Origin of the sequence: Chryseobacterium sp. VD8 (assembly GCF_037149975.1) — a bacterium.
Lineage (GTDB): Bacteria > Bacteroidota > Bacteroidia > Flavobacteriales > Weeksellaceae > Chryseobacterium > Chryseobacterium indicum.
The window spans coordinates 1-15,273 of record NZ_JBBCQL010000099.1 but is presented as its reverse complement, the minus strand read 5'-3'; the positions used below and the strand labels follow the sequence as shown (position 1 = coordinate 15,273).

General features: G+C 36.2%; 8 protein-coding genes. 2 read left to right on the top strand and 6 right to left on the bottom strand.

Annotated elements, in window-relative coordinates; all coding sequences use genetic code 11:
- Positions 1-572 precede the first annotated feature (572 nt).
- The gene (locus tag WFK35_RS12235; RefSeq protein WP_073060384.1) at positions 573-854 is read left to right on the top strand and encodes a hypothetical protein; all 282 of its coding nucleotides are present in this window, start codon (positions 573-575) and stop codon (positions 852-854) included.
- Between the two features lie 219 nt (positions 855-1,073).
- Here the strand turns inward: WFK35_RS12235 and WFK35_RS12230 are convergent, their stop codons facing one another.
- Positions 1,074-2,060 carry an aldo/keto reductase gene (locus WFK35_RS12230; RefSeq protein ID WP_048506375.1) on the bottom strand — a complete coding sequence of 329 codons (987 nt, stop codon included), beginning with the start codon at positions 2,058-2,060 and terminating at the stop codon, positions 1,074-1,076.
- 394 nt (positions 2,061-2,454) lie between these two features.
- Between WFK35_RS12230 and WFK35_RS12225 the strand changes: the two genes are divergently transcribed.
- A complete protein-coding gene (locus tag WFK35_RS12225; RefSeq protein WP_048506376.1) occupies positions 2,455-4,314 on the top strand; it encodes a PAS domain-containing sensor histidine kinase in 1,860 nt (619 codons plus the stop codon).
- 18 nt (positions 4,315-4,332) lie between these two features.
- Here WFK35_RS12225 and WFK35_RS12220 read toward each other — a convergent pair whose 3' ends face one another.
- The 5 genes from WFK35_RS12220 to WFK35_RS12200 form a co-directional block, all read right to left on the bottom strand.
- Positions 4,333-4,665, bottom strand: coding sequence for a hypothetical protein (locus WFK35_RS12220; RefSeq protein WP_048506377.1), 333 nt, complete (start codon positions 4,663-4,665; stop codon positions 4,333-4,335).
- Positions 4,666-4,908: 243 nt separating this feature from the next.
- Complete coding sequence (locus tag WFK35_RS12215) at positions 4,909-5,736, bottom strand: SOS response-associated peptidase (RefSeq protein WP_083429475.1); 828 nt, start codon at positions 5,734-5,736, stop codon at positions 4,909-4,911.
- A gap of 4 nt (positions 5,737-5,740) precedes the next feature.
- Positions 5,741-5,983, bottom strand: coding sequence for a hypothetical protein (locus WFK35_RS12210; RefSeq protein WP_048506379.1), 243 nt, complete (start codon positions 5,981-5,983; stop codon positions 5,741-5,743).
- 112 nt (positions 5,984-6,095) lie between these two features.
- Positions 6,096-6,776 (bottom strand): hypothetical protein, encoded by a 681-nt coding sequence (locus WFK35_RS12205; protein WP_336732826.1) that lies wholly within the window; start codon positions 6,774-6,776, stop codon positions 6,096-6,098.
- Position 6,777: 1 nt separating this feature from the next.
- A complete protein-coding gene (locus WFK35_RS12200; RefSeq protein WP_336732825.1) occupies positions 6,778-15,255 on the bottom strand; it encodes an RHS repeat-associated core domain-containing protein in 8,478 nt (2,825 codons plus the stop codon).
- Between the last annotated feature and the right edge of the window lie 18 nt (positions 15,256-15,273).

The following is a 15,273-nucleotide window of genomic DNA, read 5'->3' as shown; positions in this document are numbered from 1 at the left end:
CATATGGTAACCGGCAGCGGTTTTTATTCAGACGCATACCCCGAAAGAATTTCTGAAATATCAGAAAAGTTGGGCATGACGGTTACGACATTTAAAATGGTAAATCAAATAGTATCAATCATCTACTCTATCACCTTGATAATACCGGTTTTGTCCATTTTCTTTTTAAAAAAATTCAGCAAACGTTCAATTTATATAACTGTTAATTGTCTTTTTGTTCTGAATATTCTGATCTTATTCAGTCTGTGGTTGCAAAAATTCCTGTAATTGTAATAAAAGCATCATTAGACAGGATTTGTTGATCGAACCGAGAGGAAAAAATAGAAAGCTATCCCAAAACAGGATAGCTTTCGTTATTATTGGACAACTATTTATATTTTTAGAGAAGATCGTTTTCATGTTAAACCCAAAATTTGAAATAACTTTAGCTTTTTATACGGCAATTTGAAACGATATCTGAATTAGAAACCGTAAATTGTATGTAAAGTTCCATTAGGAGTAATTATCATTTTAAAAGTAAGGTTAGGTGGTGTTACTTCATTGAATTTAAATCTGTCCAAACTGTCGTAATTATGAAAAAGATAATGTTTGACAATAGCCATCTTTATGCTGGTTCAATAGGAAAAATATTGTTTCCTGTCTCTTCCCGCAGCGCATATCTTGAAATAGATATTGAATTTACTGATGGAATCATAGCAAAAGGTGATATGGAAGTTCTGAATGACAAAGAACTGATCCTGAATGTCTACGAATATGTTACAGCTTCTGGAACCAAAATGAGTAAAAAATCCTGGTTCCTTAAAAAACTGGAAGAAAATATATGGAAAGTAGACAAAAAATATTCGGAATATTAACCATTTTCATTTATATTTTAGTTGGGGATAATAATGACAACCCAAAACTGCTCTACTGATATACTTTTTGACTTGAAAAAGAAAGCACCGAGAGAGAATTCGGTGCTTAGCTATATTTGATCATCTTCTAAGGAGGAAGATAACACTAAAATAAAATTTAATTCTGATATTCCGTTTGAAAAAGAAAAAATTAAATAACCATTTCTCTAGGCTAATAAATTAGGACGGAATTATTGATTTAAGTGTTTCAGGATAACGGTCGCCTTTAATAGCACCCATTGAAAAAGTGCTGTCCAAAAACAGAAGCTCTTCATTGGTAAATTTTATTTCAAGTGCTTTCAGGTTATCCGACACTCTCTCAGGACATCCCATTCCGATGATAGGTATAATATCATTTCCCTGATTGAGCAACCATGCAACTGCTATCTGGCTGGGGCTATATCCTTTTTGGGCACTAAAGTCTTTTAGAAAGTCAATGATTTCCAGATTTGCCGTAAGATTTTCGCTGTTGAATCTAGGCAGGGTGCTTCTGTAATCAGATTTAGAAAACGGGCCATTAATATCGCCTGTAAGGAGACCATAATAGAGAACTGAATAGGGTATCACTGAAATTTCCAAAGACCTTGCCATAGGTAAAATTTCATGCTCAATGAATCTGGTAGCCAGTGAATATTCAATTTCAAGTGCGGAAACCGGATATATTTCATTCGCAATCTTAAGCTGCCGGGCATTTACCTCTGACATACCAAGGTATCGGACTTTTCCTTCTTTAATAAGGTCTGCAATTGCTCCTACGGTATCCTCTAACGGAACATTGGGGTCTATGCGTGCGGGCTGGTAGAGATCAATGACCTCAACACCCAATCTGGTCAGGGAATAGTTGCAAAAATTCTTGATCGAAGATGGAGTACAGTCAAGACCGAGATAATCTCCTGTCGGAGATCTTCTGAGTCCAGTTTTTACACTGAGAAAAACTTTGTCTCTCTTTCCTTTTATGGCTTTTCCGATCTGCATTTCATTTAAGCCCATACTGTAAAAATCAGCGGTATTTATGAAATTAATGCCCTTTTCTATTGCTGTTTCTAACACTTTAATTATTCTTGAACTTTCCGTGGAATCAATATCCCTATTTGGTGTCATACTGCGTGTACCAATGGATACTGCAGAAACTTTTGGCCCATTTTTTCCCAAAGATCTATACTGCATCGAAATATAGGTTTAGAGGTAAATTAATTGTTATAGCGATATAAGCTTACTAAAATTAAAAATAATTTGCAGTAAAATAGAATAGCAAGCAGTGTTTTTTTGACCTAAATATTATAGAAATGCCTAAACAAATGATTTCTGTATTTGTTTTATTTAAACGCGCTCCATTAATACTATTAGTAACGTTTGGCTGGGTATTTTGCCCAGCCTCTATTTAATCTCTTCTGTTAATACATACAAATTCTATATCGCACAGTTATTTTATTCGCACATCACTGATATTTAACCAGTTGTGAAATAAGCCATACCACGTAGGATAAATAAATGATTATTGCGCTATATATTTGTATAATTAATAAATTTACTTAGTTAAAATATCGAAAGTTAATTGACTATGGCCCAACCTGAAAATGTAGAGGATCTGAGAATCGAATTAGAATCGCTAAAATATCGTGTGAAAGAGCTGACGGATTTTATCGAAAACGGAAGTATGCCCCTTCACTGGGTAAATGGGGACGGTATTATTATCTGGGCAAACCAGGCCGAACTCGATCTTCTGGGATATACCAAAGAAGAATATATTGGTTTTCCGATCCAGAATTTTCATGCCGATAGTGATATAATTTCGGAGCTATTGGTTAAACTTTCCAATAATGAAACGGTACAGGATTTTCCGGCCAGTCTACTGTCCAAAAATGGGGATGTCAAATATGTCAGAATCAGTTCAAATGTACTGATAGAGGACGGAAAATTTATCCATACGCGATGTTTCACCAGAGATGTAACCGAGCTGGTCAAAGAAGAAAAACGCAAGAACGAACTTCACCATCTACTTGCGGAAAGTGCGGAACGTTTACGGCTTGCGATTTCAGCATCTAACTTGGGTATATGGGAATTAGATTTAATTACCGGAAATATCCAAATTTCAGATGAACTTCGGCAGATGCTTGAAATCCCGATAGAAGTTGATGCAGGTGGTCTGCTTAAAGATTATATTTACCCGGAAGATAAAGAAAAGGTGGAATCCCATATTTCAGATGTGAAATATAGGGATAACGGTGAGTTTGATATTATTTTTAGATTTTTAAAATCGAATGCTATTCCTGTCTGGATCAGGGTGCAGGGAATTATACAGAAACAAGTAAGCGAAGGTTTACACAGGGTCGTCGGCTGCGTACTTGATATTACAGATCTAAAAAATTCAGAAGAGTACCATTCAAAACTTGTGGCCATAGTGAACTCTTCTTTTGATGCCATCATAAGTAAAACATTGAATGGAGTTGTCAGTACCTGGAACAGTTCTGCAGAAACAATATTCGGTTACAGTGCCGATGAAATGATCGGTCAGCCGATCATAAAGATAATCCCTGAAGAGCGCTTGGGGGAAGAAGATTATATCTTGGAAAAACTCAGGGCTGGGGAATCCATAAATCATTTTGAAACGCAGAGGCTGACAAAATCTGGTAAACTATTAGATGTGTCCCTGACAATATCACCCATTAAGAACGCCAATGGTGAAATCATGGGAATATCCAAAATAGCCAGGGATATTTCGGAAAAAAAACAGGAAGAAAGAAGGAAAAATGATTTTGTTTCAATGGTGAGCCATGAGCTTAAAACACCGCTTACTTCCATATTATTAAGTTCTCAGGCCATGCAAAGAGGTTTTAAGAATAATAATTTGGAAATAGGAAGAAACTTGTCAGTCGGGATCGAAAATCAGGCGAAACGGATGACTTCGATGATTCAGGATTTTCTGAACCTCGCAAAGATCGAGGAGGGTAAAATCAGGATGCATTTTGAATATTTTCAAATTTTAGGTTTGTTGCAGGAGATCGTATCGGAGGCAAGATATATCAGCGAAAAGCATATAATAAAGATTCAATGTAATTCCTCTCATGAAGTGCTTGCCGACCGAGATAAAATCGGTCAGGTCTTAACAAATCTTTTGACCAATGCCATAAAATATTCCCCCGAAGGCGGAACTATTGTGTTAGGCTGTGAGAAAATCAGTAATGCTTCTTTAAGGATTTTTGTCAGTGATGAAGGTGTCGGAATAAGTAATGCAGATCAGAAAGAACTTTTTAAAAGATTCTTTAGGGTCGAAAGGAAGGAACTTGCGAATATTTCCGGCTTTGGTATCGGCCTTTATATTGTCGCAGAGATATTGCATTATCACAATTCAATTATAAGTGTGGAAAGTGAAGAAGGTAAAGGTTCTACCTTTCAGTTTGTGTTGGAAAACAAAGATTAAAAAAATCGAATAAAAAAATTAAATCTTTCCAATTTTTGATTTCTTTCTTCGGTTGTTTTTTAGATTTTCATTAGATAAAAAACTACCAACAATTTGCCATTGGTCATTGTCTTTATCATATCTCATGCGCCATACTTTCTCAGGAACTTTGAGTCCTTTGGCATCTAAGTATTCACCTATTCTTAAAACAACTTCAAGAGCATTTACCTCTTCTATTACGGCATATGCTTTTTCACCACCTTGAAATTCAGCTATTGCTGGAATTGACCTTTGCCCAGGCTCAGGAATAAACATAAATTTAGCAGAACATCCGATATGGGCCTTGTTATGCTGAAAAATTATTCCATTCATATTTTTTATAGAATTCAGAAATTAATAAAGAAATGACATATTAGGTTGATCCTATCACAAGGCAATAACAACCCTATACATGCAAAGTTTAAAACATGGAATACATCTATTTGTTTTTGATGGTGCATAAGAAGTCATTAGTATGACAATTCCCATCATCTAACCAATTTATTGACCAACTTTAAATATTTAAAACGGCAACTTCTATGTAATGGGATTTTTTTAGCCGATCATTTTTAACTGTTAGACTTCATAAGAAAGATCAGGGATCTCATCGTAAACGAAAGCCTTTGAAGGAGTACCGGTTGTTTTAAATTCTTTTTCAACCGTATAAGCGACCATTTCAGTAGGATTTATCTGATAGGTTGCCAGCTCAGTAATTCTTTTTTCATCCAGATCTTCCATCATCCATTCCCAGGCAAGGTCATCAGGCAACATTGTTGGCATACGTTTTTTTGAATTATGAATTTGTCTCATTAAGCTATTTGCTTCTGTTGTTACCAGGGCTACGCAGTCAATTGTTTCTCCGGTTTCCTTATCAATCCAGTTTTGCCATATCGCTGCAATAAAAAAATACTCTTTGTCCTTTAAACCAATATGGTAAGGATATTTATCTGCTGTTTTTAAAGGCTGGTTTGTCTTTTTGTTCAGACGATAAATGTGTCGCCATTCGTAGAATTCACTAGACAGGATAAGGCATCTTCGATCAAGTGCAGCTTTGCGAAACATTTTTTCCTTGCCCGAATTTTCATCGATCAGCAGAAGCTCTTCTCCTTTAGCGTTAAGTGTTGTATAGGGTTGATGCCACTTACCCAGGGAGTCTTTGTATCCAAAACGCATCTTTTGAACCGCATCGCGATTTTTAATATAAGAAGGGATGAAACCCCATTCCATTTGCACAATTTCAAAATTACATTTGTCTTCGGAAGGACGCAGAACCGCTATCTTTCCATAATTAAAACCCTCGTGCAGATCCTGATTTAAAAAATCATAATTCACAACCGCTTTTTCCAAGTCCATTAAACGAATGAACTCAGCTCTTGAAACACGTTGTCCGTTATAATAACACATATCATTATTTTTTTAAATGTTTTAGGATTTCATTACCAAATAATTCAGCTTCTTTCTGTCTTCCCTGCGGAACACTTGTCCAGTTATTACCAGAAAAAGTGGAAATACGTGTAATTACAAGAGGTAATCTATCATCGGAAAAGATCAGTCGATATATTTGCTGATCATTTACCGTATGTTCAGATACAGCAATTTTTACACCTTCTGATATGATTTCAATTATTTTATTCTCAAAAAGATTGCCCATTCAATTATTTGTCAATGATTTACCACAATTAAAGTTAATCATTTTTAATTTTTAAATGGCAAAAAAGAAACCACCTTTCGGTGGTTTCAAAAACATTCACATCAACATAAAATCAGGAGAATTTAAGGTCTACTTTAAAATCTCCGCCCTTTATTATATCGTAACCAATGACATGATTTTCTTTGAAGGCATCAATTATTCTTTCGCTAAAAAACGGTCCTGCTGCCTGGACACTTATAATATCCTGACTTTCCAGTGCTTTAGATAAAAACAGATTTTTAACTTTGAATCTATTGTTCTTTTCTGTGAGATATTTTTCATAAGTATCAAAAACAGCAAATCTATCCTGTAATGTACTATAGAAAACACTCTTGGAATAATCAATTGTCTCAGAATTTTTAAGCATAGGAATAAAGAGAAAATAAAATGGCTCTGAAGATCCATCGATACTCAAATCTTCCAAATGGTATTCGGATTTTTTTATATTTAAGTTCTCTAATATTTCCTTTACTTTTCCACTAATAATAAATGGAATTCCCAGGCACATTGGCATGACTTGCATAATATCAATGGGAGATTTCTTTCTCTGATACATTTTGCCTGTTATATTTTTGGGAAAATCCTTATATGGTTCAGTCTGTTCAAAATAATTGTCAACATAGACCAATTTATTTTTTCGGAATGCCAAAAATTGTTTATTGGTAATTTCAACTGAAAGTGCCAATTCACTTTTGCCAATGATTTTACTGTCTATGGTCGGTTCAATTTGATAATAATTTTTCTGTTTATGCATGTTATTTCTTTTTGTTTTTAAAATAATCATTCAATGACTGCCCTGATTCTTTAAACTCTTTATAGGCTTTATTAAGTTCAATATTAGCTTCTTTTATTACTCCTTCAAGTCCTTCTTTCGTAAGATCGCCCTCAGCTAATAAATCGTCAATCTTATTTTTCACCCAATTTGTATAAGCTGGGTGATTTCCATGAAATCTATTTGGTAATTTCTTTAAATTTATACCTGAATTCTTTAATATGAAATCTCCGATTTCTGGCATTAATTTATATAGTTGCTGAGGAATAATGTGGTGTTTTTGTATCTGCGTTATAATTTTTCCACCATATTTAACACCTTTAGCACCATCACCTATATAGGGGGCAACCGATATGCCACTGATTGCAGCATTTTTCCAGTCACCTTCAAAGACGTACCAAATACCATTTGCCGTATCTGAAACAGGAGTAGGATCAACAACACCAGCTGCATCGAGGACAACATGCCCAACTTCAGCCGTTGCCGCTCCTTTAGCAGCCTGTATAGTTCCTGTTCTAAACTCCTGAAATCTTTCCTCGCCTGAGCGAACCCTAGGACCATCTTTACTACCTTCAACGGCTTTCCAAGGATTGATCCCATTCCACATCTTTTTGAGACCATCAATAACAGTATCAACCTGTTTTCCATTTGGATCAGTGTATCGTACAGGATTTTGATAGGTATAAATATATGGGTTTAAATTACCTATGAAATAGAATCCTGAATTATGTTGACCATTCCCATAAAATTGGTGCTCCATAACCGGATTATGGATAGCTAGTGGATCTACGCCATACCAGATGCTCAGTCTTGGATTATAGTATCTTGCACCATAATAATATAGGCCACTTTCACTATCCAGTTCTTTTGCATTGAACTTGTATGGATTTTCATAGACTCCAGGAACCTGCTGTTCAATGAACGTTTCACCAAAAGGTAAATTTAGGAAAAATTGTGTTGCTACGGCATTTGCATCTGTGACAAAATTTGCTGTCGATAAATGATCACTGTGTAAATAATATAGTCCTGCCTGTGAACTGTTTTTAGCAAATTCAGTTTCCAGTTTTGTAATATCTACACCCATTTTTTCTGAGTAAGCTTTAAATTCAGTTTCAACGTCAGGCACACTGTCCTTATCATCGTTGACATTTTGGTTTACTGCTACTCTGTTAAAAAGACCTGGATTGTCTGCCAATCGGCTTGCGATCCTTTGTGTTCCGGCATAATAATGTTTTGTATAAGTATTATCTGAGCTTACCACAACATAGGAGTTCGGATAGACTTTGTATCCATACAGCTGCATTGTGCCATCAACGAGTGACCCATTCTGATATAATTTAGGACCTTCCTGTAAATTATACTTAATAGTTCTGTCGCCTTTATTGTCATAGGAATAATACTGGAATATACCATCAGCCTTTTTAAAGTAGGCTTTCATATTGTCCTCTTCATCCCACGCCATCGAGACAGTGCCATTTGGTGAATTTAGATCTATTGGATTACCGTTCAGGTCATATTTGAAACTTTCTACAAACCCATTGTTCAAATCGGTAACAGAAGTGACCATATGGGTTCCTTTGACGTACTTGTAACTATTATTGTAAGTATTTAAAGGATTTGTTATACCGCTTACCACATGGGTCTGGTTTTTTCCTTTAAAGCCATTTCCAGTAGTGTAAGTTAGGGTTGTCTCATAACTTGCTCCAACATTAGAAGGGTTATTAGGATCTTCTTTTATATCTTTTAGCATTGCCCCTACCGCATGTGTAAGCCTGTTCAAGCTATCATATCCATATAGAAGCTGGTAACTTCCCCCTAATTGGTTAGGTGTTAAAATACTGCTATTGATATTAGAAACTACATTCCCCGCAAAGTCATATTTATAGCTATTAGCAAGATAGGTTGTGTAATTATCCTTAGTAAGCGTATGAGAAGCAAGATATCTGGTTTTTGGTTCGTAAGTAAACAGTGAATAGGTATCATTTCCATTTAGGATCTTGGTTCGCTGCTCATATTCATCATATTGAATATCTTTTACGTAATCCCCATTCTGCTGGCTTTTTATGGATTTTAAATTTCCGCCTAAATCATACTTGTACTTTACGATTTCTCCATCAGGATAGGTTATTGTTTTAATACGGTTCCAGCTATCATACTCATAGTTAGTAATAAAATTCATTGTCGGAATGTTGTATCCAGTAATTTTTCTATTTTCAGATACTATTTCACCCAATGTTCCGTAAGTATATTTAGTCTGCCCCGTACCGTCAATTTTTGAAGCTAACCTTCCAGTTGCTGTTCCAGCGATACCATAGGTATATCTGACATTATTAGGATTAGTGGCTCCATTAGGAAGATTAGGGTAAGTTATTTCCATCAACCTATTTTTATTGTATTTATAGGAGATCGCACTGGATTGGCCAAGATTTGGAGATAACCTTGTCGTCATTTTACCTGCCTTGTCATATGTGAACCTTGTCGTTCCATGATCAGGATGCTTTTCTGAAGTTCTTCTTCCACCTAAATCATAATCGTATTTAAACTCAATATTTTCAGGATCTTTTAACGAGAGAAGCTGTCCAACAATATCATACGTGTACTGGGAAACTAAAATTGAAGTTCCCAGATAGTTTTTAGCAATTACTGTTCTTCCTTCCGCATTTGATAATGTTTCAGATTTCATTGTACTGCCCGGATTCTGTAATTGACTTACAGTTTTTTTCATGGAAGTACCTTCAATACTATATGAGGTATCTGTCACATTTCCATCTTCATCAATTTCAATAATTGGCCTATCAAGATTGTCATATTGAATAGAACTGGAATAAGGAGAAAGGGTTAATTTGAGTTTTTTGTTCAGAACAGCATCTTTTGCCTCCATTGTAGGATGATACTGTCTAATTGGTCTACCTAAAACATCATATGATGTCATTCCAGAAACCGACATTTTCTCAGCATTTGCAATAAAAATGTCCTTCTTCACCTGTACAGTTTTTCCCGTAAAATCCGCTAATGAAATAGTTTCAATTGGATTTGTTGGATTGTCAGGATCATAGTTCTGCGTAGTTGCGCCGTATAGGTTTATCTGCGTACCTGTGGTTGAATAAGGTGTCAGAAAATAGGAATATTTTACCGTATAAGGCGAAACACCTATTTCCTTTGGTGCTAGAATATTAGTTAACCTACCATAATTATCATATTCATAAGTTATTTTATTACCAGTAGCATCTATGGATTCCAATATGGTATCCCATCTTGAATCATAAGTTGCAGATGAAAATACGCCAAAACTATCAGTTACTTTTGTCACATATTTTCCTGTTGGATCATACTCGTAAGTAAGGAGATAGTCAACGGGGTCTTTCACCGTTTTTACATTTCCAAAGGAATCATATGTAAGTTCTGTATCTGCGGTTTGACTTGAAGTAAGACTCACCTTAATTTTTGTCAGATCGCCATAATTCGTATCAACCTCTGAACTTCGTTGGCGAATTAAAATATTCGAACTATTAAAGACCTTAATTTCCGAAGGTATATTCAATATATTTTTCGCAGTTAAGGATGGTATGTCATGATATCCAATCGAGGAATAAAAACTTCCGGCGGCGACGTTGCTGTTATAGCGATATCCGATTATCTGACCTTTGACATTGTAGGTCATAGTGGAGCTCGTGGTTATAGACCCCCCATTTTCAAATGTCGTGTTGGAAGTTCCGGAAGGTAATACAATCGCGATTCTATTTCCCTGCGTTCCACCAGTATCATAAGTTTCAAATTGAGAAGAAGGAATTTCTTCAAGTTGAGTATAACTACTGTTGTATTTATATAATTTGTAATTATTTTCCGAAGTTGCTTTTAATGTAGTTCCTCCGCTGTATATCTCACTTTTTTTAGGGATTCCATTATTGTAATAATTGGAATTATAAAAAGTCTCCACACCTCTACGGTAGACATTCGTACCGTTCATATCCTCAGTGATCACTTTTTCAAATCCGTAGCTTGTTCGCTCCCTTCTGTCGTATTTAGGATTCTGATAGTCAAATCTTGTTACGATATTTTTATCGGTTGATGTTGTATATCCGTCAGAATCAACATTTGGATTGAGAATCTTTACTTCCTTCATGACCAACTTCGAATGAGGATCATTGTAGGATGGATCTGTATAAGCATAGTCGATGGTAAATGTACCATTGGTAGACTTTTCTGTAACTTTGGATAACTTATTTGTTCTTCCAATTCTCGAATAATTTACCTGTAAGCCGCTACCATTGTTGATTACCAAGTCTGGGAATCCATCACCGTTTACGTCTCTTAATCCTTTTTCAATTTCAGACATTGAAACGCCAATATTCGCGCTCATATCTGCCCCCGCACGGAAATAGAGAATGGTAATTCCAAATAGCCAAACAATTGGAACATTGATATAGAATCCACCATTTAAGGTAAGTGCCCCATTATATGTTCGACTGTCCTTCCCGAAATTAACTATACCCCCTTGTTTTGAAAGACCCTGCGCCGGAGCGAACTTATTACCCATGTTGTAGGATACAGAAGTATTTCCATCATTATCCATTGAAATTAGATCAATCATTCCATCTCCATTAATATCCTGGAACATAAGTTTTGAACTTCCGGTAGATGAAGATCCAGTTAAATTACCTGAGATACCCCAACCAGAACTGAAAGTAGCGGTTTGAGAAATCATTCCTGAAAGACCGCCTCCTATGCTAACAGAAGTTGAGCCAACAGGCTTGGATTCATAGGTTTTTAAATTTGGATAGTCTTCAAAAGGATTATTAACAAGTCCGTTGCCATAGTTGAGTTTATATCTGACCTGGCCATCGTTTAATTCAACTCTATCTACCAAACCATCCCCATTAATGTCGATCCAATATTTTACACCTCTGTCATAGGAATCAGGATAATCAGAGACTCCAACACCTCCTGACCATGCTGCTGAGGTATCAGGTTTAGAATCGGAATTAGAATTTGAGGTATTTCTACCGACAGTTTTCACCGCAGAAACATTGAATGCAATTGTATTTGTTTTCTGAAAACTATCGTTATTTGAAATAACCGAGTCAGGGTTATTTTCTAGATTTCTCCCCTGTGCACTTCTAAGACCTCCCAATGCATTTGTTAATTGGGATTCTGTTCTATATAACATATCAGGATAACCATCACCGTTTACATCAAAGAAATCCTGCGTATTGATGTTTCCATATCCTCTTAGCTCAGAAGTTGAATGTGAAATAACAGGAATGCCGATCCCCCAATTAGTAGTTTTGGCCTTGCTTTTTTGTTTCTTCTCTATTGCGTACATGGCGGTGTTGGGATTTCCCTGCACTTCGATATCCTGCTCATCTGGATCATCGTCTACAAAAAACGGAGCCATAGATTCTTCATCCCTGAAAGACCTTGCCTTTGAGAACTGTTCAGTAAAACCATTATTTATCCATTTCTCCACGATTCCATTATCACCTTTTGTGTAATAGGTATTCATTGGAACAATTGGATTAAAGCCTGCAAGAATGTTTGTGTTTGCTATATTCTGGAAATCTGCCTGAATAATATCACCGACACACTCTCCGTACTGGTCCTGATTAGTTATTCCAGAGCAAGAAGAAAAGTTATAATTGAACATCCCGAATGGCGAATCAAGGAATTCATTATTGATCAATGCTCCATAAGAATCTTTTGGTGTATCTGTGTTGATTGTATAGTCTGGTGTTGTTACGCCCGATGGAGCTGTAGGTATATCACGCGGACCTCCAGGTGGCGTAAGGGAATTATTCGTTTTTTTGACATCTTTACTCTCATTGTAAATAAATTGTCCCCAGTTGCGATAAACCGCACTAATTGTATTGAACTCAGCAGTAAATATTGCTGTCTCCACCGTAAAAGACCAAAGATTCGTATTCGTTCCAGCATAGATATTGAATATCTGATTCTGCAATTGCGATTTTAAAGATTCATAGGCTGCACGATCTTTTTGGGTAGCGCAATAAACAACAATATTAATCCTATCATCGAGCTGAACGGATTGGTAAGGATCACCAGTATAAAACTTAATCGGATTGAGAAAACCATTCAAAGAGGTTTCAGTAATACCTGAATTGGTCAATTTAACCCATCTTTTTTCCAATACAAGTCCGCCTTTTTTTATAACATACATGAAGTTACCTTCCAAAGATGGAGTAAAAGCAAAATTCTTGTTTATAGAAATAAAGTAATCGTTTGTTCCATGTGGTGGGTTGGCTCCCAAATCTGCAACATGAAATTTCTTTTTAAAATCCCTTACATAATAAGATGGATAGTCGGGTACATCAAGGATATTAACATAACCATCTGTCGTTACCGAAATATTCTTCCACTCAATTTCTTTGTTCATGTAAGAATCTGATATGACTGAGAATTTTAAATGGTATCCACCTGGTATTGGTGGTGGTACAAAAAAGTCCATATCCACTGGATCAATGTTTACGGTTCCGAGTGATTGTGAATATGTTTTTTCATAAATTACGGTAACGTCCCAAGGATTTACTACCTCTGCCTTGGATAAGGTTATTTTGAAGGTAACATTATCGTTTAATTTTGGTACTGAAAACCCTGGAATGGTAAGATGCTTGGTTCCAAAATAGTCGTACTTCAATGTCTTTGTCAGGTTGTTAAGAACAAAGTTTTCCTCATATTTTAGATTATTTGGCATGAAGTCATCTATTTCTTCTTCAGGAGAATCAACTATCGGCGAACCGTTAGCGTTTACAAATTCTACCGAAGGTGTGGTGTTTACTTCATAGTTTATACCGGTCTTCTTATGCAGACGGAAATAGATTTTGTCACCTGACTCTACATGAATTCGCGAAGAATTATTGATTCCTAAAGGAGTTCCTGGATATTCATCATATTTTGTGATTTTGAGGTCTATATTTGGGTTTCCTCCTGCTAAAGTGGTCAAATAAACCCTACCATTTTTTGAAGTATCGTTAGGATTCTTAACTTCAATCGAGTAGACGGCCCGTGCTTTGGTTTCCTGGATGTCAGTAATTGAAATATGATCATAAATAGTCACATAGCCAGCTTTTGGAGCGATCCAGACTTTTACGACATCATTTTTTGCTTTAACAGGCTCTTCACCTTCGTCGTCGTCAAGATCTTCGGGTTCTGTGTACGGGACGGGGACATTACCCTTCATGACCATGTTTTCTGTCATGTCACTGGTTGTTACCATTTCTGGCTGCCCATTGGCGTTTATTTTATTGAACCATACTTTATCGTCTTTAACCACATCGGGCAGACCGTCTGAATTAGCATCTAAAAGATAAACTGGAGTTTTAGACTCGCTTTCAGACCAGCTCTTCGTGAAATCGAAGCCCATTTTCCACCAATTGAACAAAACGGTGGCTCCGGCATTAAATGTACTACCTGTGGTTTTCGTGAAATTGCTATTTAAATTCAGTACGTTTAATTCCGGTTTGTTGAAAACCAGATTACCATTTTCCCACGATCCGGGGATAAGCTTGATCCCATTATCTCCATTTCTCTTCCTATAAAGGATATCTACAATCCCGTCACCATTAAAATCAAGTAATTCCTGTCCTCTTTTAATATCGGGATATGATTCACCAACAAATCCGGAAACCATAAAATTTTTATCGCCTGATCTATGTGGAATAAAAAGTCCTAGCCCTGCTCCTGTCCTTAATGCCCATCCCCATTCAAAATTATTATCCGCACTGATTCTTGAAGGGGTCAGTGCAGAATTAACTGCGCCTGAGAATGCATCCGGTGCCGGAGCATTTACAAATTTATCAGGGCCAAATATGGCATTGCCGGTGTCATCATGATAATCCAGCTGATAATTGACACCAGGGCCAGAAATCGATTTTAAAAGTGATTTATAGAATTTTCCTGTGGTATAGGTAAAACTATAATTTCTGACAGCCTGTGCGGTATTCGTGACAGATATATTGTCCAGTCTTTCAATTTCAACCCTTTTTACACCATCTTTTGTGTTTATGGAATAATCCGGCCTTGTGGGTTCTTTACAGGAAAAATGAATCTGATATGGTCCATCATTATCATTTACCCCTGAATACACAATTTTATCAATATGGAACTGTCTTCCTTTTTCAAGATTTATATTATCTCCCGAAATCGGTACCATTCCCTGTGTAAATAGCTTATTGAGATAATAATATTTTATATTATTGTTATGAACGTCAAGTTCTTTTACAATTCCCCATTGGACTATTGATCCATTGTCCTTTTGAACAACGGCATTATTGTCAACGGTAGATTCGGTTCCACCATAATACTTTTTAGTTCCATCAGTGGTGGTTACTACCCATGTATAACTTGTCGGTGAGGAACCATATCTTTCAATCTTTGTGAAGTTGTTATTTTTTCTCAGATAGAAGTTCTTTTTTCCGGAACTTCTAGGCTGTCTTGTTATATCCATACTTCCCTGAGCATTAAG

Coding starts and splice junctions, on each gene's coding strand:
- WFK35_RS12235 (WP_073060384.1), top strand. CDS start 573: ATGAAAAAGATAATGTTTGACAATAGCCATCTTTATGCTGGTTCAATA.
- WFK35_RS12230 (WP_048506375.1), bottom strand. CDS start 2,060: ATGCAGTATAGATCTTTGGGAAAAAATGGGCCAAAAGTTTCTGCAGTA.
- WFK35_RS12225 (WP_048506376.1), top strand. CDS start 2,455: ATGGCCCAACCTGAAAATGTAGAGGATCTGAGAATCGAATTAGAATCG.
- WFK35_RS12220 (WP_048506377.1), bottom strand. CDS start 4,665: ATGAATGGAATAATTTTTCAGCATAACAAGGCCCATATCGGATGTTCT.
- WFK35_RS12215 (WP_083429475.1), bottom strand. CDS start 5,736: ATGTGTTATTATAACGGACAACGTGTTTCAAGAGCTGAGTTCATTCGT.
- WFK35_RS12210 (WP_048506379.1), bottom strand. CDS start 5,983: ATGGGCAATCTTTTTGAGAATAAAATAATTGAAATCATATCAGAAGGT.
- WFK35_RS12205 (WP_336732826.1), bottom strand. CDS start 6,776: ATGCATAAACAGAAAAATTATTATCAAATTGAACCGACCATAGACAGT.
- WFK35_RS12200 (WP_336732825.1), bottom strand. CDS start 15,255: ATGGATATAACAAGACAGCCTAGAAGTTCCGGAAAAAAGAACTTCTAT.